At 57.5% G+C, this 23719-nt stretch carries 22 protein-coding genes; 17 read left to right on the top strand and 5 right to left on the bottom strand.

Going from position 1 to position 23719, the window contains the following annotated elements; translation table 11 throughout:
* Positions 1 to 10: 10 nt before the first annotated feature.
* The 5 genes from fadA to EAO82_RS14100 all read left to right on the top strand — a co-directional run bounded on the left by fadA (position 11) and on the right by EAO82_RS14100 (position 5473).
* Complete coding sequence (gene fadA, locus EAO82_RS14120) at positions 11 to 1186, top strand: acetyl-CoA C-acyltransferase FadA (RefSeq protein WP_096347295.1); 1176 nt, start codon at positions 11 to 13, stop codon at positions 1184 to 1186.
* 500 nt (positions 1187 to 1686) lie between these two features.
* A complete protein-coding gene (locus EAO82_RS14115) occupies positions 1687 to 1905 on the top strand; it encodes a DUF1653 domain-containing protein (protein WP_096347294.1) in 219 nt (72 codons plus the stop codon).
* Positions 1906 to 2022: 117 nt separating this feature from the next.
* Positions 2023 to 4656: a type I DNA topoisomerase gene (gene topA / locus EAO82_RS14110; RefSeq protein WP_096347293.1), complete on the top strand. Its 2634-nt coding sequence runs from the start codon at positions 2023 to 2025 to the stop codon at positions 4654 to 4656.
* An 11-nt stretch (positions 4657 to 4667) separates the two neighbouring features.
* On the top strand, positions 4668 to 5177 hold the full coding sequence (locus EAO82_RS14105) for a DUF6586 family protein (protein WP_096347292.1): 510 nt from the start codon (positions 4668 to 4670) through the stop codon (positions 5175 to 5177).
* Between the two features lie 62 nt (positions 5178 to 5239).
* Positions 5240 to 5473 (top strand): hypothetical protein, encoded by a 234-nt coding sequence (locus EAO82_RS14100; protein WP_096347291.1) that lies wholly within the window; start codon positions 5240 to 5242, stop codon positions 5471 to 5473.
* A gap of 126 nt (positions 5474 to 5599) precedes the next feature.
* Here EAO82_RS14100 and sulA read toward each other — a convergent pair whose 3' ends face one another.
* Both sulA and lexA read right to left on the bottom strand, forming a co-directional pair.
* Positions 5600 to 6133: an SOS-induced cell division inhibitor SulA gene (gene sulA, locus EAO82_RS14095; protein ID WP_096347290.1), complete on the bottom strand. Its 534-nt coding sequence runs from the start codon at positions 6131 to 6133 to the stop codon at positions 5600 to 5602.
* Positions 6134 to 6144: 11 nt separating this feature from the next.
* The gene (gene lexA / locus EAO82_RS14090; RefSeq protein WP_096347289.1) at positions 6145 to 6753 is read right to left on the bottom strand and encodes a transcriptional repressor LexA; all 609 of its coding nucleotides are present in this window, start codon (positions 6751 to 6753) and stop codon (positions 6145 to 6147) included.
* 239 nt (positions 6754 to 6992) lie between these two features.
* On the opposite strand from lexA, the gene EAO82_RS14085 reads away from it, so the two are divergent.
* The 5 genes from EAO82_RS14085 (at position 6993) to EAO82_RS14065 (ending at position 11270) form a co-directional block, all read left to right on the top strand.
* A complete protein-coding gene (locus EAO82_RS14085) occupies positions 6993 to 7682 on the top strand; it encodes a TetR/AcrR family transcriptional regulator (RefSeq protein ID WP_096347288.1) in 690 nt (229 codons plus the stop codon).
* 97 nt (positions 7683 to 7779) lie between these two features.
* Entirely contained in the window at positions 7780 to 8265 is a 486-nt protein-coding gene (locus EAO82_RS14080; RefSeq protein ID WP_218838643.1) for a L,D-transpeptidase family protein, read from the top strand.
* Positions 8266 to 8332: 67 nt separating this feature from the next.
* The gene (nagZ, locus tag EAO82_RS14075; RefSeq protein WP_096347307.1) at positions 8333 to 9319 is read left to right on the top strand and encodes a beta-N-acetylhexosaminidase; all 987 of its coding nucleotides are present in this window, start codon (positions 8333 to 8335) and stop codon (positions 9317 to 9319) included.
* A 5-nt stretch (positions 9320 to 9324) separates the two neighbouring features.
* Positions 9325 to 10530 (top strand): mechanosensitive ion channel family protein, encoded by a 1206-nt coding sequence (locus EAO82_RS14070; protein ID WP_096347287.1) that lies wholly within the window; start codon positions 9325 to 9327, stop codon positions 10528 to 10530.
* Complete coding sequence (locus EAO82_RS14065) at positions 10527 to 11270, top strand: S-methyl-5'-thioinosine phosphorylase (RefSeq protein ID WP_096347286.1); 744 nt, start codon at positions 10527 to 10529, stop codon at positions 11268 to 11270. Before EAO82_RS14070 ends, EAO82_RS14065 begins: the two co-directional genes overlap by 4 nt.
* Before the next feature lie 11 nt (positions 11271 to 11281).
* Here EAO82_RS14065 and EAO82_RS14060 read toward each other — a convergent pair whose 3' ends face one another.
* Positions 11282 to 11839 carry a CsiV family protein gene (locus tag EAO82_RS14060; protein WP_096347285.1) on the bottom strand — a complete coding sequence of 186 codons (558 nt, stop codon included), beginning with the start codon at positions 11837 to 11839 and terminating at the stop codon, positions 11282 to 11284.
* Positions 11836 to 15321 (bottom strand): transcription-repair coupling factor, encoded by a 3486-nt coding sequence (mfd, locus tag EAO82_RS14055; protein ID WP_096347284.1) that lies wholly within the window; start codon positions 15319 to 15321, stop codon positions 11836 to 11838. The genes EAO82_RS14060 and mfd overlap by 4 nt, the downstream gene beginning before the upstream one ends.
* Positions 15322 to 15472: 151 nt before the next feature.
* Between mfd and EAO82_RS14050 the strand changes: the two genes are divergently transcribed.
* Entirely contained in the window at positions 15473 to 16915 is a 1443-nt protein-coding gene (locus EAO82_RS14050) for a glyceraldehyde-3-phosphate dehydrogenase (protein WP_096347283.1), read from the top strand.
* Positions 16916 to 16996: 81 nt separating this feature from the next.
* On the opposite strand, the gene EAO82_RS14045 is transcribed toward EAO82_RS14050, so the two are convergent.
* Positions 16997 to 17557 (bottom strand): chalcone isomerase family protein, encoded by a 561-nt coding sequence (locus EAO82_RS14045; RefSeq protein WP_096348069.1) that lies wholly within the window; start codon positions 17555 to 17557, stop codon positions 16997 to 16999.
* A gap of 278 nt (positions 17558 to 17835) precedes the next feature.
* Between EAO82_RS14045 and EAO82_RS14040 the strand changes: the two genes are divergently transcribed.
* Genes EAO82_RS14040 through nqrF form a run of 6 tightly spaced genes read left to right on the top strand, consistent with a single transcriptional unit; the run spans position 17836 to position 23684 of the window.
* Positions 17836 to 19173, top strand: a complete 1338-nt coding sequence (locus EAO82_RS14040) for a Na(+)-translocating NADH-quinone reductase subunit A (protein ID WP_096348070.1) — start codon at positions 17836 to 17838, stop codon at positions 19171 to 19173.
* Positions 19174 to 19176: 3 nt separating this feature from the next.
* Complete coding sequence (locus EAO82_RS14035) at positions 19177 to 20391, top strand: NADH:ubiquinone reductase (Na(+)-transporting) subunit B (protein ID WP_096348071.1); 1215 nt, start codon at positions 19177 to 19179, stop codon at positions 20389 to 20391.
* Positions 20381 to 21157: a Na(+)-translocating NADH-quinone reductase subunit C gene (locus tag EAO82_RS14030; RefSeq protein WP_096348072.1), complete on the top strand. Its 777-nt coding sequence runs from the start codon at positions 20381 to 20383 to the stop codon at positions 21155 to 21157. Before EAO82_RS14035 ends, EAO82_RS14030 begins: the two co-directional genes overlap by 11 nt.
* A gap of 2 nt (positions 21158 to 21159) precedes the next feature.
* Positions 21160 to 21831 (top strand): NADH:ubiquinone reductase (Na(+)-transporting) subunit D, encoded by a 672-nt coding sequence (locus EAO82_RS14025; RefSeq protein WP_096348073.1) that lies wholly within the window; start codon positions 21160 to 21162, stop codon positions 21829 to 21831.
* A gap of 6 nt (positions 21832 to 21837) precedes the next feature.
* Complete coding sequence (gene nqrE, locus EAO82_RS14020) at positions 21838 to 22446, top strand: NADH:ubiquinone reductase (Na(+)-transporting) subunit E (RefSeq protein WP_096348138.1); 609 nt, start codon at positions 21838 to 21840, stop codon at positions 22444 to 22446.
* Between the two features lie 14 nt (positions 22447 to 22460).
* Positions 22461 to 23684, top strand: a complete 1224-nt coding sequence (gene nqrF, locus EAO82_RS14015) for an NADH:ubiquinone reductase (Na(+)-transporting) subunit F (RefSeq protein WP_096348074.1) — start codon at positions 22461 to 22463, stop codon at positions 23682 to 23684.
* The last annotated feature ends 35 nt before the right edge of the window (positions 23685 to 23719 follow it).

Below are 23719 nucleotides of genomic sequence, written 5' to 3'. Positions count from 1 at the left end.
GAGTGAATCTATGAGCCTGAATCCGAGAGACGTCGTTATTGTCGACTTCGGCCGCACCCCGATGGGCCGTTCCAAGGGTGGCATGTACCGTAACGTACGTGCCGAGAGCCTGTCTGCCGACCTGATCACCGGTCTGCTGGCACGTAACCCGAAAGTAGATCCCGCAGAAGTGGAAGATGTTATCTGGGGCTGTGTAAACCAGACCCTGGAGCAGGGCTGGAACGTTGCCCGCATGATCTCTCTGCTGACGCCGATCCCGCACACCAGCTCGGCGCAAACCGTGAGCCGCCTGTGTGGTTCGTCCATGAGCGCGCTGCACACTGCCGCCCAGGCGATCCAGACCGGTAACGGTGATGTGTTCGTCGTCGGTGGTGTTGAGCACATGGGCCACGTCGGCATGATGCACGGCGTTGATCCAAACCCGAGCCTGTCTCTGTACGCTGCCAAGGCGTCCGGCATGATGGGTCTGACTGCGGAAATGCTGGGCAAGATGCACGGCATTACCCGTGAGCAGCAGGACCAGTTTGCCCTGCGTTCGCACCAGCTGGCGCACAAGGCGACCATCAATGGCGGCTTCAAGGATGAAATCATCCCGATGCACGGCCACGATGCTGACGGTTTCCTGAAAGTCTTCACTGAAGACGAAACCATCCGTCCCGAGACTACCCTGGAAAGCCTGGCGGCCCTTCGGCCGGCATTCAATCCCAAGGGCGGTACCGTGACAGCCGGTTCTTCTTCACAGATCACTGACGGTGCTTCCTGCATGATCGTGATGTCTGCCGAGCGCGCCAAGGCCCTGGGTCTTGAGCCGATGGCGGTTATCCGTTCCATGGCAGTTGCTGGTGTTGATCCGGCGATCATGGGCTACGGTCCGGTCCCGGCTACGCACAAGGCGCTCAAGCGCGCTGGCATGACCATGGATAACGTCGATTTTGTCGAGCTGAACGAAGCCTTTGCTGCCCAGGCCCTGCCTGTGCTGAAAGACCTCAAACTGCTGGACAAGATGGAAGCCAAGGTCAACCTGCACGGCGGCGCTATCGCCCTGGGTCACCCCTTCGGTTGCTCCGGCGCCCGCATCTCCGGCACGCTGCTGAACGTGATGAAGCAGAATGGCGGCACTGTTGGTGTCTCGACCATGTGTATTGGTCTGGGGCAGGGCATCACTACCGTATTCGAACGTGTCTGATACGGTTTTGGTGTGACCAGAAACCGGGGCCTTGTGCCCCGGTTTTTGTTTGTGCTTTTTATTTTAGTGCGTTCATTGTTTGAGATAGGTGTCTGGCGTCGGCGGCCATGGGCCTGTGTTCGGCACGCTACAAGCCGTCCATGGGGCTCGGCGATGGCCATCCCTGGCCATCGACGGCACTCACACAGGCCCATGGCCGCCGGCGCTGCTGTGCAGCGGAGCTACTGGGCGAAGGTCAAGATCAAGGTCAATGACGGTGTTGTGTGCAGGATGCACCTTGTCGTTAGCAAAGGGTTCCGAGCGCCGTTGTGTGACCGTCGGTGCACAAGGACGTGCACCGACGAGCCCCAGGGACGGCCAGGAGCGTGTCACGCAACGGCGCTCGGAACCCTGCAGCCCACACAGATGCATCAGAATCACAACGTACCCAGCTGAACTGAGTCATCAAAAAACTACGCTAACCTGTTGAGCAGGCACGATAACAAAACGAGGAGCACAGCATGTCATTACGCCCCGGTCGCTACCGCCACTATAAAGGAAAGGATTACGAAGTCGTGGGAGTAGCAACACATTCCGAAACCGAGGAATCCCTGGTGGTCTATCGCACGCTTTACGGCGATTTTGACCTCTGGGTGCGTCCGTTGGAGATGTTTATGGGGACCGTGGAGCTTGACGGCGAGCCAACGCCACGCTTTACCTTTGTCAGCGAAGACGTGTAGGCTCTGGCTCCTCCGGCAGTCTGAACATGGCATCTATTGCCGCTGCACCTATTATTGCCCCGCGTCATTGCACATGTGGGCAGTCCAGAATTGATAGCGCTAGGAATACAGTTACCCATGGGAAAAGCACTGGTCATTGTTGAGTCTCCAGCCAAGGCCAAGACAATCAACAAGTATCTTGGTAACGATTTCATTGTGAAGTCGAGCATCGGACATATTCGCGATTTGCCCACCAGCGGCAGTGGCAAGACCGAGAGCAAGCCCAAGGGTAGCCGTAAAGCTGCCTCCGCTCCTGAAGTGGACAAGAAGACCAAAGCACGTATGCAGCTGGTCAAGCGCATGGGCGTAGACCCGGACAATGGCTGGAAAGCGCATTACGAAATTCTGCCGGGCAAGGAAAAGGTCATCGATGAATTGCGTCGGCTGGCCAAAGACGCTGACACCATCTATCTCGCGACGGATTTGGACCGCGAAGGGGAGGCCATTGCCTGGCACCTGCGGGAATCCATTGGTGGTGACGAAGGCCGCTACAAGCGTGTGGTCTTCAACGAAATTACCAAGAAAGCCATTCAGGAAGCATTCGCCAAACCCGGCGAGTTGGATCTGAATCGCGTCAACGCCCAGCAGGCCCGCCGCTTCCTCGACCGGGTTGTGGGTTACATGGTCTCGTCACTGCTGTGGCAGAAGATCGCCCGTGGGCTCTCTGCCGGCCGCGTGCAATCGGTTGCAGTGAAGCTGATTGTTGATCGCGAGCGTGAGATCCGCGCGTTTATCCCCGAGGAATTCTGGGAAGTTCACGCGCTGCTGAACACGCCGCAAAGCCAGTCCATGCGCTTTGAAGTGGCCAAGCAGAACGGTGAAACCTTCCGCCCGGTGAACAAGGCGCAGACGGACAAAGCGCTGGCTTTGCTCAAGGGCGCTGATTACAGCGTTACCAAGCGCGAAGACAAGCCAACCAGCTCCAAGCCTAATGCCCCTTTTATTACCTCCACGCTGCAGCAGGCCGCCAGTACGCGCCTGGGCTTTGGCGTGAAGAAGACCATGATGATGGCCCAGCGTTTGTATGAGGCGGGTTACATCACCTACATGCGTACCGACTCGACCAATCTGTCTGCTGATGCGATTGGCATGGCGCGTGGTTATATCGAAAAGAACTTCGGCGCCAAGTATTTGCCCGAGAAGCCCAACGTCTACAGCAGCAAGGATGGCGCCCAGGAGGCCCACGAAGCGATCAGGCCGTCGGACGTCAAGCTGAAGACCGGTGATCTCAAAGGCATGGAGAAAGACGCTGAGCGGCTCTATGAGCTGATCTGGCGCCAGTTCCTTGCCTGCCAGATGACGCCTGCCCAGTATTTGTCTACCTTGATCACGGTTACGGCGGGCGACTTCGAGCTGCGCGCCAAAGGCCGCATCCTCAAGTTTGATGGTTATACCAAGGTCATGCCGCAGCAGGGCAAGGGCGGCGAAGATGAAGTGCTGCCTGACGTGAAAGTCAAAGACGTCATGGCGCTGGAAAAGCTGGATCCCAAACAGCATTTTACCAAGCCGCCGGCGCGTTATTCCGAAGCCAGCCTGGTCAAGGAGCTGGAGAAGCGCGGCATCGGCCGGCCCTCTACCTACGCCTCGATCATTTCCACGATCCAGGATCGCGGTTATGTCTCCCAAAATAACCGGCGCTTCTACGCCGAGAAGATGGGCGACATCGTTACCGAGCGTCTGGCGGAAAGCTTTCCGAATCTGATGGACTACAGCTTTACTGCGACCATGGAAGAGTCTCTGGACGAAGTGGCGCAGGGCGGCGTGATCTGGAAGAAGGTACTGGATGATTTCTACAAGGATTTCAGCCTCAAGCTGAGCGTCGCCGAGACGGCTGAAGACGGCAAGGGCATGCGCTCCAACGAGCCGACCCTGACCGATATCGCCTGCAAGGAATGTGGCCGGCCGATGATGATCCGCACCGCTTCCACCGGCGTGTTCCTGGGTTGCTCCGGCTATGCATTGCCGCCAAAAGAGCGCTGCAAGTCGACCGTGAATCTGGTGCCGGGCAACGAAGTGGCGGCCGATGATGATGAAGGCGAATCACGCGTTCTGCGCAACAAGCATCGTTGCCCGATCTGCAGCACCGCCATGGACAGTTATCTGGTGGATGAGAAGCGCAAGCTTCACGTCTGCGGTAACAACCCGGACTGCAACGGCTTCGAAGTCGAGGAAGGGCAGTTCAAGATCAAGGGTTACGACGGCCCGATAATTGAGTGCGACAAGTGCGGCAGCGAGATGCAGCTCAAGACTGGCCGCTTCGGCAAGTATTTTGGGTGCACCAACAGCGAATGCAAGAATACCCGCAAGCTGCTCAAGAGCGGTGAAGCGGCGCCGCCGAAGATGGACCCGGTGAAGATGCCGGAGCTAAAGTGCGAAAAGGTCGATGACGTTTACGTGCTGCGCGATGGCGCCTCGGGGATGTTCCTGGCCGCTAGCCAGTTCCCGAAGAACCGCGAAACACGCGCGCCTCTGGTCAAGGAATTGCTGCCGCACCGCGAGGAAATTGATCCCAAGTATCATTTCCTGCTCGATGCACCGGTCAAGGATCCTGATGGCCTGCCAACGGTAATACGTTACAGCCGCAAGACTAAAGAGCAATATGTACAGAGTGAAGTAGAGGGCAAGCCGAGCGGATGGCGCGCCTTTTATGATGGCAAGCGCTGGACCGCGGATGATGGTCGGCCAAAAGCCAAGGCTAAGGCCAAAGGTTGAGGTGATACGTCATGGCCAATGAAGTCTATACCCGTAGCAACCAGGCATTGTTCTTTGCCCGCATGGCGATTGATGCCTGGGTCGATGCGAGCGAGTCAGGTGCAGTCAACGCTGTCAGCCTGGTCCGTTACCATCGTGAACATGCGCTCTTTCACCTTTACCGTGGTGTGCTCGCCATGGCGCATGAGGTGGCTGACCGTTACCGCTGGCCGCTGATGGATGTGCGCACGGTGGAGCAGGTGTTGACGACCCAGGTGGCTGAACGTTTTCCAGGTCCTGAGCTGGCTGAGTTGACAGAGTTGGCCCAGGCTGGCGATAGCTGGCTGGGACGTCTGTTGGCAGGCTGGCAGCAGCTACATATGCCGCCGAAACCCGAAGAGAGCAAGCCGCAAGACAGCAGCCTGATCGCCAGCAGCGCAGTCAAGAGTGATCGTCAATGGGATCTGGAGGATGCGCGCGAAGCGCATGCAGCATTGGCTGAGCGGTTGAGTTGTTACCGGGAGGGTATGCTGGAGTGGTAGCTCGAACTGTGACAGTTCATCGTCTGTGATAAACTGCGCGGCCATTTAACAGGAGACCCTAAATGCCATCACCTTTTCTCGAAATCGTGGAATTGGCTAACGGCAAGGTAGCCTTGCGCCGCTCGGATGAAGATGCCGAACCACTGGTGATCATCGAGTTTTCTGCCGACGCCCGCGAATATCTGCAGGGCCATCATATAGACGTGGCCAAAGCCATGATCAGTGCCGGCATGCAGGTCGCTGGCCAAGTGATGGAAGATGGCGAGCCGCACGATGAAAATCGCATTCTGCACTGAGCTAGTCAGCTGGCCTAGCAACTAAGCCGGGTATGGCCTAAGCATCTAGCTGGTCATGCCTGGGCAATGCCTGGGTTCTGCATGGCCAGCAGCCGCTGTCCATGTTTCTACCTATTCTTCTACTTCTCAAGCCGCCAAACACATGCCCAGGCGAATGTTCAGGCTACGGCACTGGCCATCGCGCGCGGCACGGGTGAGTCTGTTGTTGGTCACAACCTGCTGACCCTCATCCGACATCCAGCTGACTACGGTATGGCTACAGCCCAGACGCAGTAGTTCGCAGCACAACTCCAGGCTATCCATGCCGCGCTTCGCCCGGACAATCAAAATGCGCTCAGGATCCAGACCGGCATTGCGCAGCCAGTGATGGCTGACTGCTTCTGGCGGATCAAGCAGTGTCAGCCAGCCAGGAGCTTGCGCCTGACTCAGATCACGCAGTACAGGTGCCAGCCATTGCAGGCATTGCCCAGGGGCGCCATTGAGGGCTATTTCGCTGAAGCCAGTCTCCACTGCGGCACTTTCTACCGTCGCCGCTTCGGCAGGTTTTTTCGCAGAAACCACCTTGGCTGGCCCGGCGTAACGCGATGCCATCAGGGCGTTGTGAAACAGTTCTGCCTGAACCAGCGGGCCGGGATGATGAGGATGACGGGAATATTGCATGATTAACCCCTTTAGCGGCGTATGACGCCGACACTCAAGCCTTCGATAGTAAGTTCCTGTTCGCCCAGATCGACTTCAATCGGGGCGAAATCCGGATTTTCGGCAAACAGCGAGACCTTGCGGCCCTGCTTGTGAAAGCGTTTTACCGTGACCTCATCACCAATACGGGCGACAACGATCTGGCCATTGCGCGCGACGGCGGTGCGGTGTACCGCGAGCAGATCGCCATCCAGAATGCCGATGTCGCGCATACTCATGCCCTGTACGCGGAGCAAGTAGTCTGCGCGGGGCTGAAAGAAGCCGGGATCGATCTGGCAGTGATCTTCGATATTTTCCAGCGCCAGGACAGGGGCACCGGCCGCCACACGACCTATAACCGGAAGGCGGCCCTCAGGGGCTTCGTCATCCTGATCGGGCAGGCGGATGCCGCGTGATGCGCCGGGAATCATTTCAATCGCACCCTTGCGCGCCAAGGCGCGCAAGTGATCCTCTGCCGCATTGGGCGATTTGAAACCCAGCACCTTGGCGATATCGACACGGGTAGGTGGATAGCCGTTGGCATCCATATACTCTTTGATGAAGGCCAATATCTGCTGTTGACGTGCGGTCAGTTTTTGCATCCGTCCCTACCTGTGTTTTTATACAGTAGCTGTGATTATATACAGTTGTTTTGGTTGAGCAAGACCTTGCGCACAATTTGCTGTTGTTTTAGTGAAACGGGAAGGTTATACAAAGAAGCGGTTGCGTGAAGATGATCACTGGTAGCTCATGCCGCTGGCCCCGAGTCACCGTGATGCTTGACACTCAATGCGTTTGAAACGTATGTTTCAAACAATTGTTTATTCGTGGATGTCAGCACATGGCCCAATCTGAAACTGTTGAACGTATTCTGGACGCCGCCGAGCAGTTGTTCGCCGAGAAGGGTTTTGCGGAAACTTCACTGAGGCTAATTACCAGCAAGGCCGGCGTTAACCTGGCGGCGGTGAATTATCACTTCGGCTCCAAGAAAGCGTTGATTCAGGCGGTATTCGTGCGTTTCCTCAACCCCTTCGTCGGCAGTCTGGAGCAGCAACTGGACCGGCATCAGCGCGAAGGTGACCTGGCCGAGCTCAGTCTTGAGCAGCTGTTGGAAATGCTGGTGCGCCAGGCGTTGACAGTCAAACCACGTAGCGGCAACGATCTGTCGATTTTCATGCGCCTGCTGGGCCTGGCGTTCAGCCAGAGCCAGGGGCATCTGCGTAAATACCTGAGTGAGGTGTACGGCAAGGTATTTCAGCGTTACATGCAGCTGGTGTTGGCCGCTGCTCCGCAGTTGCCGCCCCGTGAGCTGTTCTGGCGAGTGCATTTCATGCTGGGTAGTGCGGCCTTTACCATGTCGAGCATGAAAGCCTTGCGGGCCATTGCCGAAGCCGAATTCGATGTGCATACCGGCATTGATGACGTTCTCAAGTTGATGGTGCCTTTCCTGGCTGCCGGCATGCGCGCTGATAGCGGTATGGCGGGTCTTGCCAGTGCAGCCCCGCGTGGCACCGAACTGGAGCGCGCCTGAGTTATTTCCCACCCTAGCGTGTCGATGCCCTGCTGATTGCATGTTCCTTCCAAATCGCTGATCCGTTATCGTGTGCACTCTTTGAGCGGAGTTGCTTATGATGCTGGACCTCATCGACATCTCACTTGCCGCGCAGCGGCTGACCGGGTACGCAGGTGGCCGCGTCCTGTGTGAATTTCCTGTGTCCACAGCGCTTAACGGCGCTGGCGAGTTGAATGGCTCTGGCTGCACCCCGCGTGGCCGCCATAGGGTGCGTGCGCGCATAGGGGCAGGGCAGCCTGAGGGTTCTGTGTTTATTGGCCGCCGTCCTACCGGTGAGGTCTGGACCCCGGCACTGACCAAGCAGCATCCGCAGCGCGACTGGATACTGAGTCGTATCCTCTGGTTGTGCGGCGAGCAGCCTGGCTTCAATCGCGGCGGCAATTGCGACTCGCAACGACGTTATATCTATATTCACGGTACGCCTGACGACCAACCTATGGGCGTGCCGCTGTCACACGGGTGTGTACGCATGCGTAATGCCGATGTGTTGAAACTTTTCGATCTGACTCCCGCGGGATGTCAGGTAATGATTACCGGGTAGTGCGGTTAGTACTGCCTGAGCCCCCTTTGAATCGCTGGAGAAACCCCTGTTGAACATTGGCACCCTGATGCTTGATTTCGCCGGTACCACACTGGATTCCACTGATCGTCAGCTGCTGCGCCAGCCGGAAGTGGGGGGCATGATTCTGTTTGCCCGCAATACCGAATCGCCTGGCCAGGTACGCGAGTTGATCAAGTCTGTAAGGGCGGTGCGACCAGACATGCTGATGGCGATCGACCAGGAGGGCGGGCGTGTTCAGCGCTTGCGTCGCGATGTGCTCAAGCTGCCGGCGCTGGGCCGTATCGCCGCGCTCGATGCTGAGCATGCCGAACGTGCAGCCTACAGCGCCGCCTGGCTGATGGCCTGGGAGATGCTCTCATGTGGTCTGGACATCAGTTTCGCGCCGGTACTCGATCTGGACTACGGCCGCAGTCAGGTTATCGGCGACCGCTCGCTGGGCGGCAATCCGCAACAGGTCATTCGCCTGGGGCGTGCCTATATTGCCGGCCTGCATGCTGCCGGCATGGCCGCCACGGGAAAGCACTTTCCCGGTCATGGCTGGGCAGAAGCCGATTCGCACTTTGCCTTGCCGGTGGATGAGCGCAGCGAAGAGGCCATTCGCAGTACCGACCTGGTGCCATTCGCTGGGCTGGCGGCTGAGCTGGACGGTATCATGCCGGCGCATGTGGTTTATCCGGCGATTGACCAGTTGCCAGCCGGTTTCTCCAGACGCTGGCTGCAGGATATTCTGCGCAAGGAGCTGGGTTTCAACGGCGTAATTTTCAGCGATGACCTGACCATGGCCGGCGCGCATGCTGTGGGCGGAATGCCGCAGCGAGTAGACGCGGCACTGGCATCGGGCTGCGATATGTTGCTGGTTTGCAATGATCGCGCTGCCGCCGAAGAAGCCTTGGTACACACCCAGAAGCTGGGGATGAAACGGCCACCGCAAATCACGGGTATGCTCGCCCGGCAAAAGCCCGGCGTTGATTACAAGGCCAACCCTGACTGGGCAGCCCACCTGAACATGATGAAGGAGTTAGAGCTGGTTTGAGTGCCATGATAAACGAACTTGTTGAACGCTTGCCGTTGGAGTATTTACCAATGAGCAGCGAAATGTGGATATACCAGGTCTTCGCGATCATTTTTGCATCGCTGGTCGTGGCCTATATCGGCAAGCTGCTGCTTGATCGCCTCGAAGCCCGAGCGGAGAAAACGCGTAGCGTCTGGGACGATGCGCTGGTGATCTCCGCGCGAAGGCCGTTATGGGTCCTGATCTGGAGTATGGGCCTGCTCTGGGCCGCGCAAATCACCGCCGCCGAGATGGATGAGGATTTTGCCAGTGCGCTAAACAAGCTTCAGGATGTGCTGTTGATCGTGCTGTTGGGCTGGTTTCTGGTGCGTTTGGCCCAGCGTATTGAAGATCGTCTGGTAGATCCGCGCTACCGCGAAAAGCCGATGGATCAGACCACGGTCAGTGCCATCGGCAAGTTGCTGCGCATTTCCATTTTCATCACCGCCGGCCTGGTGATTCTGCAGACCCTTGGCTATAGCGTGTCCGGTGTGCTTGCCTTTGGCGGTATTGGTGGCATCGCGGTCGGCTTTGCCGCCAAGGACCTGTTGGCCAATTTTTTCGGTGGGCTGATGGTCTATCTGGATCGTCCTTTCTCGGTAGGTGAGTGGGTGCGGTCGCCGGATAAAGACATTGAAGGCACGGTCGAGCACATCGGCTGGCGGCTGACGCGGATTCGCACCTTCGACAAACGCCCGATCTATGTCCCGAACGCGATCTTCACCAACGTTGTGCTGGAAAATCCATCACGCATGAGTCATCGGCGCATTTTCGAGCATATCGGTATGCGCTACGACGACATCGCGCAGATGGAGCCAGTGGTCAAGGCGGTCCGCGAGATGCTCAAGGAGCATCCGGACATTGCTCAGGATCAGACGCAGATGGTGTATTTCGATCGCTGTGCAGCGTCGTCGGTAGACTTTTTCGTGTATTGCTTTACCAGCCCGATATGGGCCGAATTCCATCGGGTCAAGGAAGATGTGCTATTGAAAATTCTGGCTATAGTTGATGAGCATGGCGCGCAAGTGGCCTTTCCTACATCGACATTGCATGTTCCGGATGGGCTTTCATTACGGGCGCCTGCGCAAGCATCCGCCGGGCAGTCACCAAAACCCTCGGCAGATAGCTCAAAAGAGCAAGCGACGCCGGGATCCGAGGCGGAATTCAAGCGTCAGCAGGGGAGTAATCTATGAACGCACTGGCGATCATCGGCGGTAGCGGTTTGACCCGGTTGCCCGGTTTCCAGGTCACCGGCGAGTCGAGTGCGGACACGCCCTATGGGCCCGCGTCTACACCAGTTGTAAAGGGCTTGATGTCAGGCCGTGAATTGCTGTTTCTCGCACGTCATGGCGATCCGCATCGCATTCCGCCGCACCGGGTCAATTACCGGGCTAATCTCTGGGCGCTGAAACAGGCTGGTGCAGATGCGGTGCTGGCGGTCAACGCCGTGGGCGGCATCCATCCGGCCATGGGTGTCGGTCACTTTTGCGTGCCGCATCAGTTGGTGGATTACACCTGGGGCCGTTCCAGCACTTTCTTCGAGGATGATTTGCAGCAGGTCACGCACATCGATTTCAGCCATCCTTATGACGAAGGCTTGCGTCAGCGTGTTATCGGGGTTCTGGCGCGGCTGGGCATGGCGCACAGCGCTTATGGCGTCTACGCCGCGACGCAGGGCCCGCGCCTGGAAACGGCGGCTGAAATAAGCCTGTTGGAGCGTGATGGTTGCGATATCGTCGGCATGACCGGGATGCCTGAAGCTGCGCTGGCCCGTGAACTGGATCTGGCTTACGCGAGTTTGTCTCTGGTAGTTAATCCAGCGGCGGGGAAGGGGCAAGGCTTGATCACCATGGAGGCGATCGAGCAGGTCATGCAGCAGGGTATGGCGCAGGCGCGAACGGTCATCAGTCAACTGGTGGCCGCTGGCGCCTGAAGCCGCGCCGCTTAGCTGCGGCTGATACGTACCAGCATGCCCATGCTCTGGTGATCCAGATAATGGGTTTCATCCAGACGCAGGCGGCGGATCTGCTTGATGCGCTCGCTGACTATCTCGCCGTCCTGGGTCTGGTTATTGATCCAGGCGGTGATATCGACTTCCAGAAGCCGCTCCTGGCCAAGGCTGACCAGCGCCTGAACCGGATAGATCCCGCCCATTTCCTGACCCTCATGTACGGCGACCTCCAGGCTACTGTCGTCTGGTTGAGTCCAGGCCTTGTGCAGTACAACCTTGTACCCCTGTGCGCTCAACTTGCCCGCATCACTGCTGAGCTTGAGGCGGCTGCTGTCCAGATTACGCACGTCGCTGCGAGTGGTGACGGTCAGGTCGGTGGCCTGATCAGCCCACCCATAACTGGGGGCGGTGCCGGGCGTCAGCTGCGCAGAAGGCTGGGAGAAGATCACTACCTCCACCTGGTAGGTATTTTGGCTCTGGGCTTGAGCCAGCCCCATCCAGCCGCTGAGAGCGAGGATTGCCAGCAGTTGCAGTGAGCGAAGAGATGTCATGGGCGTTTTCCTTTGCCTTGAGTAGGTAATTGGGGTGTTTCCAGCCGTTCTATCAGTGCTTCAACGGTATTCAGACGCAGTTCAGCGGCACCCATGGGTGCATTGAATCGGAATAGAGTGGCGCCTTCAAGCTTGTAACGGTTGGGTTGATCCTGGATCAGTCTGACCAGTGTCATCGGATCCACACTGGTGTGTGCGGTAAATTCCACCCGGCCGTGCTCCGGCCCTACATCCACCTTGCTGATCCCTAACGGTTCGCAGCGCAGTTTCAAGGCCGTCACCCGGAACAGGATCTTGGCTGCATCGGGCAGCAGACCGAAGCGGTCGATCATTTCAACTTGCAGGTCTTTCAAGGCTTCGTCATCGGCAGCATTGGCGATGCGTTTGTAGAGAATCAGTCTGCTGTGAACATCCGGCAGATAATCGTCCGGAATCAATGCTGGCAGGCGCAGGTTGATGTCCGGTCCGCCGCCCAGCGGTGTATCCAGTTCGGGTTGCTTGCCTTGTTTGATCGCCTTGATTGCGCGCTCAAGCATATCCATATACAGCGTGAAGCCAATCGCCTGGATCTGGCCGCTCTGGCCTTCGCCGAGCAGTTCGCCGGCACCGCGAATTTCCAGGTCGTGGGTGGCCAGGGTAAAGCCGGCGCCCAGGTCCTGAGCCGCGGCGATGGCTTCCAGGCGTTTTTCCGCATCGCTGGTGAGCTTCTTGCCGTGCGGCGTCAGCAGGTAGGCATAGGCCTGGTGGTGACTACGGCCGACGCGACCGCGCAACTGGTGCAGTTGGGCCAGACCGAATTTGTCGGCGCGCTCCAGGATAATGGTGTTGGCATTGGGCACATCGATACCGGTTTCGATGATGGTGGTAGTCACCAGTACATTGAAACGACGGTGATAGAAGTCGCCCATGACCTGTTCAAGCGCGCGTTCCGGCATTTGCCCATGGCTGATGCCGATGCGCGCTTCAGGTACCAGTTCGGCAAGATCAGCAGCGCATTTCTCGATGCTTGAGACTTCGTTGTGCAGGTAGTAGACCTGCCCGCCGCGCAGCAGCTCACGCAGGATCGCTTCCTTGATCACTGGAGCCTGTTGCTGCATGACGAAAGTTCGCACCGACAGACGGCGCGCCGGCGGTGTGGCGATAATCGACAGTTCACGCATGCCGGACATGGCCATGTTCAGTGTGCGGGGGATGGGCGTTGCGGTCAGGGTCAGTACATCGACCTCGCTGCGCAGGGCCTTGAGCTGTTCCTTCTGGCGTACGCCGAAACGGTGCTCCTCGTCGATGATCATCAGGCCCAGGTCCTTGAACTGAATATCACCCTGTAGCAGCTTGTGCGTGCCGATCATGATGTCGACCTTGCCTTCGGCCAGATCTTCCGCGGCGGCCTTGATCTCCTTGGTCGATTTGAAGCGCGACATCACCTCAACCTTGACCGGCCAATCGGCAAAACGGTCACGGAAGCTGTTGTAGTGCTGCTGGGCGAGCAGGGTGGTGGGCACCAGTACCGCAACCTGTTTGCCGCCGTGCACGGCGAGGAAGGCCGCGCGCATGGCCACTTCAGTCTTGCCGAAGCCAACGTCACCGCAGACCAGACGATCCATCGGCTGGGATTTGACCATGTCTTCGATCACGGCCAGGATCGCCGCTTCCTGATCGGCGGTTTCCTCGAACGGGAAGGCCTCGGAGAACAGCTGGTAGTCGCGTTCCGGGGCGCTGAAGCTGAAACCCTTACGTGCGCCGCGGCGGGCATAGACATCCAGCAGCTCGGCGGCGACGTCCCGGACTTTTTCCGCGGCCTTGCGCTTGGCTTTCTGCCATTGCTCGGAGCCGAGGCGATGCAGCGGTGCGCTATCGTCTTCGCCACCGGTATAGCGGGCGATCAGATGCAGGTTGGATACGGGTACATAGAGCTTGGCATCGTCGGCGTAGGCCAGGGTAAGAAACTCGGCCTGCTGGTCTTCGACGGTCAGATTGACCAGGCCAAGGAACCGACCGACACCGTGGTCGATGTGCACGACCGGCGCGCCTTCGCGCAGTTCGGTCAGGTTGCGGATGACCGCATCGCCCAGATCAGTCGCTTTACCGCGCCGCCGACGTTGCATCACCCGCTGACCGAACAACTGGTTTTCGGTGATCAGCGCTACCGGCGGATGACCACAGAGCATGCTCTGGTCGATTCCGGCGATGATCACTCCGATGGCGGCCTTGCCGGCAACAAACTCGGGCCAGCTCTCAACGGTCTCGGGCTTGATCTCGATACGCGCCAACAGTTCCAGCAGCGCTTCGCGGCGGCCGGCACTTTCGACTACGAACAGCACTTTGCCTTCAAAGCCTTTAATAAAGGTCTGGAGCGCGGTCAGCGGTTGATCAAGCCGGTTGTCGATGGCCAGTTCCGGGCTCGCCTGACCATTGAAATTGGTTGTCCCTGCTTTGGCCGGCAGCGCTTCCTGATGGCAGATAATGCGTGGGAAGCGCTTGATCTGGGCAAAACAATCTTCGACGCTGAGAAACAGGCTGGCGGGAGCGAGCAGGGGGCGCGTCTTGTCTACTCGCTGTTCTTCGTAACGGTGGCGTACATCCTGCCAGAAGTGCTCGGCGCTGCCCTCAATATCCGGCAGGCTGAACAGCAGCGTGTTGTCCGGCAGGTAATCAAACAGGCTGCTCAGCTCATCAAAAAACAGCGGCAGGTAATATTCGATGCCGGGGGGCACCATGCCTTCGCTCAGATCCTGATAGACCGGGCAACGGCGGTAGTCGACGTCGAAGTGTTCACGAAAGCGCGCGCGGAAACCGGTCAGCGCCGATTTATCCAGCGGGAATTCCTTGGCCGGCAGCAGTTGGATGCTGTCGACTTTGTCGACCGAGCGCTGGGTGTCCGGATCAAAGGTACGCAGGGTTTCGATTTCGTCATCAAACAGGTCGATACGGATCGGTTCCGGGCTGCCCATCGGGAACAGATCCAGCAGCGCGCCGCGTACCGCGTAGTCACCGTGCTCGTAAACGGTGTCCACGCAGCGATAACCGGCCGCATCCAGGTTCAGGCGCATGCGCTCGATGTCGAGCTTCTGGCCAAGCTCCAGCATCAGTACCGAGCCGCCGAGAAAGCTGCGTGGCGCGATCCGATGCAGCAGGGTGGTCATGGGCACCACGAGAATGCCCTGGGTTACCTGTGGCAGCAGATGCAGGCTTTTCAGGCGCTGAGAGATGATGTCCTGGTGCGGTGAAAAGCGATCGTAGGGCAGCGTCTCCCAGTCGGGAAAGCTCAGAACCGGCAGTGCCGGGGCGAAAAACCGCAGTTCCTGCTCCAGCTGATCTGCGGCAGCCGTATCGCGGGTAATCACCAGGCTCAGGCCAGCATGTTCGGCGGCGGCCTCGGCAATCGCCAGGGCCCGCGCGGCGCCGGCCAGATTGCCCCAGGTGCTTCTAGCCTGGTCGCGGGCGACCGGGGGCACGGAAAGAAGGCGCGTATTTGCGGGCATGGAACGGGGGTCCTTCTGCAAAAAGCCGATAGTGTACCCCTGTCTGCCGGACTGTGCCGCAGTCATGTGGTTTTCGCGCAGTGATTGCCTCTGCGGCCCAACGGCCGCATAATATTGGCCCTTTTGATCCCAAGACCTGGAAGGAACAGCCGTGACCCAAGACCAATATGAGCAATGTCTGGAAAACTGGACGGATCGTGAATCAACCGCCGAGGCGATGATTCCGCTGATCGGGCGTCTGTACCGTGAGCATAACGTCGTGACCTCCATTTATGGTCGGGGTCTGGTCAATCGTTCGGTCATCAGCATTTTGAAGTCGCACCGTTTCGCGCGGCAGATTGATGACACCGAATTGTCTGTACATGACACTTTCCCGCTGATCAACGCGTTGCTTGAACTGAACCTGGGGCCGGCCTCTATTGATCTGGCCCGTCTGGTCGACAAGTTCCGCAAGTCTGACGGCGATGATCTGGATGCGTTCCTGCGCGAAGAACTGGCCAGTGTAATTGGCCACAAGGGCGAGCGCCGCCAGGGCCGCGATGTGGTGCTCTACGGTTTCGGTCGGATTGGCCGCTTGCTGGCCCGCATCATGGTCGAGAAAGCCGGTGCCGGTGACGGCCTGCGACTGCGCGCCATCGTGGTACGCAAGGGTGCGACCAACGATCTGTCCAAGCGTGCCAGCCTGCTGCGTCGCGATTCGGTGCATGGCTCCTTCCAGGGCACCATCAAGATCGACGAAGAAAACAACACCCTGACCGCCAATGGCACCGTCATCCAGGTGATTTACGCCAGCGACCCCTCCAGCGTCGACTACACCCAATACGGTATCAAGGACGCATTGATCGTCGACAACACCGGTGTATGGCGTGACGCTGAAGGTCTGTCCCAGCACCTGAAGTGCCCTGGTGCTTCCCAGGTGGTGCTGACCGCGCCAGGCAAGGGCGATATCAAGAATATCGTGCATGGCATCAATCACGCAGCGATCACGCCTGAAGACAAGATCGTCTCGGCTGCCTCCTGTACCACCAACGCCATCGTGCCGGTGCTCAAGGCGATCAATGACAAGTTCGGGATTGCCAACGGTCACGTCGAGACTGTTCACTCCTACACCAACGACCAGAACCTGATCGATAACTTCCACAAGGGTAATCGCCGGGGTCGTAGTGCCGCCCTGAACATGGTGATCACCGAAACAGGCGCGGCCAAGGCAGTGGCCAAGGCGTTGCCGGAGCTGGAAGGCAAGCTCAGTGGTAACGCGATTCGTGTACCCACGCCAAACGTGTCCATGGCGATCCTGAACCTGAATCTGAATACCGCCACCAACCGTGATGAAGTCAATGAGTACCTGCGTTATATGGCGCTGCACTCGGATCTGCACAAGCAGATCGACTTCACCAACTCGCTGGAAGTGGTTTCCACTGACTTTGTCGGCTCGCGTCACGCCGGTGTGGTCGATGCGGAAGCAACCATCTGTAACGATAGTCGTCTGATCCTCTATGTGTGGTACGACAACGAGTTCGGTTACAGCTGCCAGGTGGTGCGTATCCTCGAAGATATGGCCCACGTCAATCCTCCGGCTTTCCCGGAATTTTGATCTGGACATGAAAAAAGGCGCTTCGGCGCCTTTTTTTGTGGGTGAAGTTTGCGTTCAGGGCAGGCGGGGGGGGGGGCTTACTTAGCGCTCGGCGAGCAGGCGCTTGCGCAATTTGTCTGACAAGCCGTCTTCTCTCAACCAGATACCCACATAGGCACGTGCCAGCTCGGCGTCGTCAGATTGAAATATCTCTTTACCGTTATATTTCAGGCTCAGCGCCTGATTGCGGTCGAGTGTGAGGCTGTAGCGGTCCTGCGGCTGGATATCGGTAAAGGTTGCATGCAGTTGGTCGATGCCAGGCCGCAAGCTGTCCAGCTGGGCCTGATCATATTGGCGTTCCAGTGCTACCCATGCCGCCTTGATGACGTCACTGCGGTCTATTTCGCGATAGTAGAATAGCTCCAGATGCAGCGGCCGACGCGATTCGACGATGTCAGCCAGCGGTTCGTCGACGGGCGCGAGCAAAGCAGCGCTGTAGACGTCCACAAACAGGTAGTTCAACACGCTGGCATTACGCAGCACCAGTTGCTCACCGTCGACCGTTAGCTGGACGGGGAAGCTGGCTTGCTCCAGCCGTTTCTCGTCTGCATTGCCGATAAGCGGGAGGGCGCACAACAGGGTAATGATAGCGACTCTCAACATGACCTTCACCATTGCTGAAAAAGCCTATTACCGCTGCTTCGCGGCGCCGGGTCAATTGACCGTAGCGGCCAATGTGTAACAGCAAAAAACCTGAAAAAACCAAGTGCTTGAGTAGCATTGGCAGGCCATGGTCTTTATACTTAGCGGGATTTTTGATGAGGGTTTGTGGCCCTTTCCCAACGTTTCCGCGTCTGTTGCCCAGAGCTGTTTCTTGGGATTTCCGTTTGCCGGATGCCGGCTCGCCCTTGACGATTCCAACCAGTGATTAGGCTATACGTATGATAAAAATCAAACGGGGCTTGGATCTGCCAATCACCGGCTCCCCCGAGCAGACGATCGAAGATGCACGCCCCGCGCGTAGCGTTGCGATTGTCGGCTTCGACTACCATGGTATGAAACCGACCATGGAAGTGCAGGAGGGGGACCGGGTCAAACTTGGCCAGATCCTGTTCAGCGACAAAAAAACACCTGGCGTGATTTATACCGCCCCGGCGGCTGGCGTAGTCAGTGCGGTCAATCGTGGTGAAAAGCGCGTTCTGCAATCAGTGGTTATTGATGTGGATGGTGACGAGTTTGTCAGCTTCGACACCCATGACGCCGCTTCTCTAGGATCTCTGGAACCGCAAAAGGTTCGCGAGCAGTTGATTCAGTCCGGGCTCTGGACCGCGTTGCGGACTCGTCCTTACAGCAAGACGCCCGCGGTAGACAGCGAGCCGCATTCGATCTTCGTTACTGCCATCGATACCAATCCTCTGGCTGCGGATCCGGCGGTCGTGCTCAAGGAGTACGCGACTGATTTCGAGAATGGTCTGAAGGTGTTGGCGCGGCTGGGCAATATCTGGTTGTGCAAGGCTGACGGCGTCAGCATCCCTGGCGAGAACCTGGATGGCGTGCGCAGCGAGAGCTTCGCTGGCCCGCATCCTGCTGGTTTGCCAGGCACGCACATCCACTTGCTCGACCCGGTCAATGAAACCAAGACGGTCTGGCAAATCAACTACCAGGACGTGGTTGCGATCGGCAAGCTGTTTACCGATGGCAAGCTGTGGACCGAGCGCGTTGTTGCGCTGGGCGGCCCGCAGGTTGAGCGGCCGCGTCTGCTCAGAACTCGACTGGGTGCGAGCCTGGATGAATTGACCGCAGGCGAGCTGAAGCAGGGCACCAATCGCGTCATTTCCGGCTCGGTATTTGGTGGTCGTAACGCTCAGGGCCCGGTCGGCTACCTGGGTCGCTTCCATTCGCAGATTTCTGTACTGGCTGAAGGTAGCGAGCGGCAGATGCTGCACTACCTGCGCGCCGGTGTAGACAAGCATTCGGTACTGAACATATTTGTCTCCAAGCTCAAATCGAGCAAGTTGTTCAACTTCACTACAACAACCAATGGCAGCCCGCGGGCAATGGTTCCCCTGGGGAACTACGAAATGGTCATGCCGCTGGATATTTTGCCCACGCAACTCTTGCGCTACCTGATCGTTGGCGACACCGAGATGGCTCAGAAACTGGGTTGTCTGGAGCTGGACGAAGAAGATCTGGCTTTGTGCAGCTACGTGTGTGCTGGCAAATACGAGTATGGCCCGATTCTGCGCGATAACCTCGCCCGAATCGAGAAGGAGGGTTAAGCCATGGGTTTGCGTACATTTTTGGACAAGATCGAACATAACTTCGAGAAGGGCGGCAAGCACGAAAAGTTCTACGCCCTGTACGAAGCGGTCGATACTTTCTTCTACCGTCCAGGTAGCGTGACCAGAACCACCGCACACGTGCGCGATGGCCTCGACCTGAAGCGGATGATGATTACTGTGTGGCTGTGTACCTTCCCGGTGATTTTTTACGGGATGTACAACATCGGCTTCCAGGCCAACAGCATCTATGCGGCCAACCCTGAGCTGCTGGATGCCCAGGAAAGCTGGCGCATTGGTCTGATCGCGATGTTTGCCGGGTTTGATGCAGGGAGCCTGTGGGACAACTTTGTTCACGGCGCTGCCTACTTCCTGCCGGTCTATGCGGTGACCTTTATTGTGGGTGGTTTCTGGGAAGTGCTGTTCGCTTCCATCCGCAAGCACGAAGTCAACGAAGGCTTCTTTGTTACTTCGATCCTGTTTGCGCTGATTCTACCGCCGGATATCCCCTTGTGGCAGGTTGCCTTGGGTATCAGCTTCGGTATCGTGATCGGCAAGGAAGTGTTTGGTGGTACCGGCAAGAACTTCCTTAATCCGGCGCTGACCGGTCGTGCCTTCCTGTTCTTTGCCTATCCGGCGGAGATTTCGGGTGATGCGGTCTGGACTGCGGTTGACGGTTATGCCGGCGCTACGGCTCTGAGCCTGGCGGCTTCCGGTGGTGTCGATGCAATCATCAACGGCGGCATTACCTGGATGGATGCCTTCATCGGCAATATCCACGGTTCCATGGGTGAAGTCTCTACCCTGGCGATTTTCCTGGGTGGCGCGGTATTGCTGACTACCAAGATTGCCAACTGGCGGATTGTCGCCGGTGTCATGCTTGGCATGATTGCGATGAGCCTGCTGTTCAACGCCATAGGTTCGGACACCAATCCGATGTTCGCCATGCCGTGGTACTGGCACATGGTGGTCGGTGGTTTTGCCTTCGGCATGATCTATATGGCGACGGATCCTGTATCAGCGTCGATGACCAACCAGGGCAAATGGATATTCGGGGCGCTGATCGGTGTGATGGTATTGCTGATTCGCGTGGTCAACCCGGCGTTCCCAGAGGGCATGATGCTGGCTATTCTGTTCGCCAACCTCTTTGCTCCCCTGATCGACCATTTTGTCGTCCAGGCCAATATCAAGCGGAGGCTCGCACGTCATGTCCAGTAAAAAAGAAACAGTCAGCCGCACGATTATCGTTGCGCTGCTGGTCTGCCTGGTGTGCTCGGTGGTGGTATCCGCTGCCGCTGTCGCGCTCAAGCCGGTGCAGATCACCAACCAACTGCTCGACAAAAAACGCAACATTCTGTCCATCGCTGGTTTGCTGGAAGAAGGTGGCGATGTAGAAGCCCAGTTCGAGCAGGTGACCGCACGTCTGGTTGATCTGCGGACCGGTGAGTTCAGTGACGAAATGGACCCGCTGACCTATGACCAGCAACAGGCGGCGAAGAATCCGGAGATGTCGAAACGCCTGGAGCCTTCTGAAGATATCGCCAGCATCCGTCGACGTGAAGATTTCGCCACTGTTTATATGGTCGAAAATGAAGGCGGGATTGAAACCATGATCCTGCCAATTCATGGCTATGGCTTGTGGTCTACCTTGTACGGCTTTATCGCGCTGGAAGGTGATCTGAAGACGGTAGTCGGTCTGGGCTTCTATCAGCACGCTGAGACCCCCGGTCTCGGTGGTGAAGTGGATAACCCCAACTGGCGTCAGCAATGGTCCGGCAAAGTCGTTTATGACGACGATGGCGAAGTCGCCGTGACTGTCGTCAAAGGCAGCGTGGACAGCAGCAACCCCGACGCAGAACACCAGGTTGACGGGTTGGCCGGTGCGACGCTGACCAGCCGTGGTGTGCAGGCGCTGGTGCGTTTCTGGCTAGGTGAGAATGGCTTTGGTCCATTCCTCGAGAACATTGATGCAGGGGAGGCTTAATCATGGCTAAAGCAAGCGCCAAACAGGTGCTGTTCGATCCTATCTTCAGTAACAACCCGATCGCTTTGCAGATTCTGGGTATCTGTTCTGCATTGGCAGTGACCACCAGCCTGAATGTCACCATGGTGATGTGTCTGGCACTGACCTCGGTAACGGCACTGTCGAACCTGTTCATTTCGGTGATTCGCAATCAGATCCCCAGTTCGATCCGTATGATCGTACAAATGGTGATCATTGCCTCGCTGGTCATCGTGGTTGACCAGGTGCTCAAGGCTTATGCCTATGACATCAGCAAGCAGCTGTCTGTATTCGTTGGCTTGATCATTACCAACTGTATCGTGATGGGTCGTGCAGAAGCCTTTGCCATGCAGAACCCGCCGCATATGAGCTTTCTGGATGGCATCGGTAACGGTCTGGGTTACAGCTTCATCCTGATCGTCGTAGCTACTGTTCGGGAGTTGCTCGGTGCCGGCAAGCTGTTTGGTATCGAGATCCTGCCGGTAGTGAATGAAGGTGGTTGGTATCAACCCAATGGTTTGTTGCTACTGCCGCCCTCGGCATTCTTCATTATCGGTCTGATCATCTGGGGCCTGCGCTCCTGGAAAACCGAGCAGGTTGAAGAGCCCGATTTCAAGATGGCTCCGCAAAGCCGCGCATTGAAGGAGGCTATGTAAGCCATGATTGAACATTATATCAGCCTGCTGGTTCGGGCTATTTTCGTTGAAAACATGGCATTGGCCTTCTTCCTGGGCATGTGTACCTTTATCGCCATTTCGAAAAAGGTACAGACGGCTATCGGTCTGGGTATTGCTGTCATCGTGGTGCTGACCATCACGGTGCCGGCGAACAACCTGATCTATACCTACCTGCTCAAGGACGGTGCTCTGGCCTGGGCTGGCTTGCCCAATGTCGATCTGAGCTTCCTCGGTCTGCTCAGCTATATCGGTGTGATTGCCGCTATCGTGCAGATCTTGGAGATGCTGCTCGACAAGTTCGTGCCGGCACTTTACAACGCTCTGGGTGTATTTTTGCCGCTGATCACTGTGAACTGCGCCATCATGGGCGCGGCCTTGTTCATGGTCGAGCGCGATTACAACCTGGGTGAAAGTGTGGCTTACGGGTTTGGCGCCGGTACTGGCTGGGCACTGGCTATCGTTGCCCTGGCGGGTATCCGCGAGAAGCTCAAATACAGTGATGTTCCAGATGGCTTACGCGGTCTGGGTATCACGTTCATCACCGTGGGTCTGATGTCCCTCGGTTTCATGTCGTTTTCCGGCGTGCAACTGTAAAGGAGCTTTCTCAGATGAACATGGAAATTTATTTGGGCGTAGGCATGTTTACCGCGATCGTTCTGACGCTGGTATCCGTGATCCTGATCGCCCGTGCAAAGCTCGTCAGCAGTGGCGATGTAGCTATCGAAATCAATGGTGAACGCACCGTTAACGTGGCTGCCGGCAGTAAACTGCTGAATACGCTGTCTGCCAACGGTATCTTCCTGTCTTCCGCCTGCGGTGGCGGCGGTACCTGCGCGCAGTGCAAGTGCATCGTCGAAGAGGGCGGCGGTGAAATGCTGCCCACCGAGGAGAGTCACTTCACCAAGCGTGAAGCGAAGGAAGGCTGGCGCCTGTCTTGCCAGGTTCCGGTCAAGCAGGATATGAAGATCGAAGTGCCAGAAGAAGTGTTCGGCGTGAAGAAGTGGGAATGCACCGTAGAGGCCAACCCCAACGTCGCAACCTTTATCAAGGAGCTGACGCTGAAGTTGCCGGAAGGCGAGAACGTCGATTTCCGCGCTGGGGGTTATGTGCAGCTGGAATGCCCACCGCATACCGTGAACTACAAGGATTTCGACATTCAGCCGGAATTCCGTGGTGACTGGGACAAGTTCGACATGTGGCGTTTTGTCTCCAAGGTGGATGAGACTGTCATTCGCGCCTATTCGATGGCCAACTATCCGGAAGAGCGCGGCGTGGTCAAGTTCAACCTGCGTGTGGCTTCACCGCCTCCAGGCCGTGACGACCTGCCACCGGGCAAGATGTCCTCCTGGTGTTTTGCGCTCAAGCCCGGTGACAAGGTCACGGTGTACGGTCCCTTTGGTGAGTTCTTTGCCAAGGATACCGATGCCGAGATGGTCTTCGTTGGCGGCGGTGCCGGTATGGCGCCGATGCGCTCGCACATCTTCGACCAGTTGGGCCGGATCAAGACCAAGCGCAAGATCAGCTTCTGGTACGGCGCTCGCTCGCTGCGTGAAGCTTTCTATGTCGAGGAATTCGACAAGCTGGCGGAAGAGAACGAGAACTTCGAGTGGCATCTGGCGCTGTCCGATCCGCTGCCGGAAGACAACTGGGAAGGCCCAACGGGCTTTATCCACAACGTGCTACTGGAGAATTACCTCAAGGACCATCCTGCGCCAGAGGATTGCGAGTACTACATGTGTGGGCCGCCGATGATGAACGCCTCGGTGATCAAGATGCTGCAGGACATGGGTGTAGAGCCAGAAAATATCATGCTTGATGATTTTGGCGGCTAGAGTGTTTCTGCGTATCGTCCAGCCCGTTATCGCTG

It is taken from the genome of Halopseudomonas pelagia (genome assembly GCF_009497895.1).
In the GTDB taxonomy this organism is placed as follows: Bacteria; Pseudomonadota; Gammaproteobacteria; order Pseudomonadales; family Pseudomonadaceae; genus Halopseudomonas; species Halopseudomonas pelagia_A.
The sequence above is the reverse complement of the archived record's forward strand: the minus strand, read 5'-3'. Positions and strand labels throughout refer to the sequence as shown.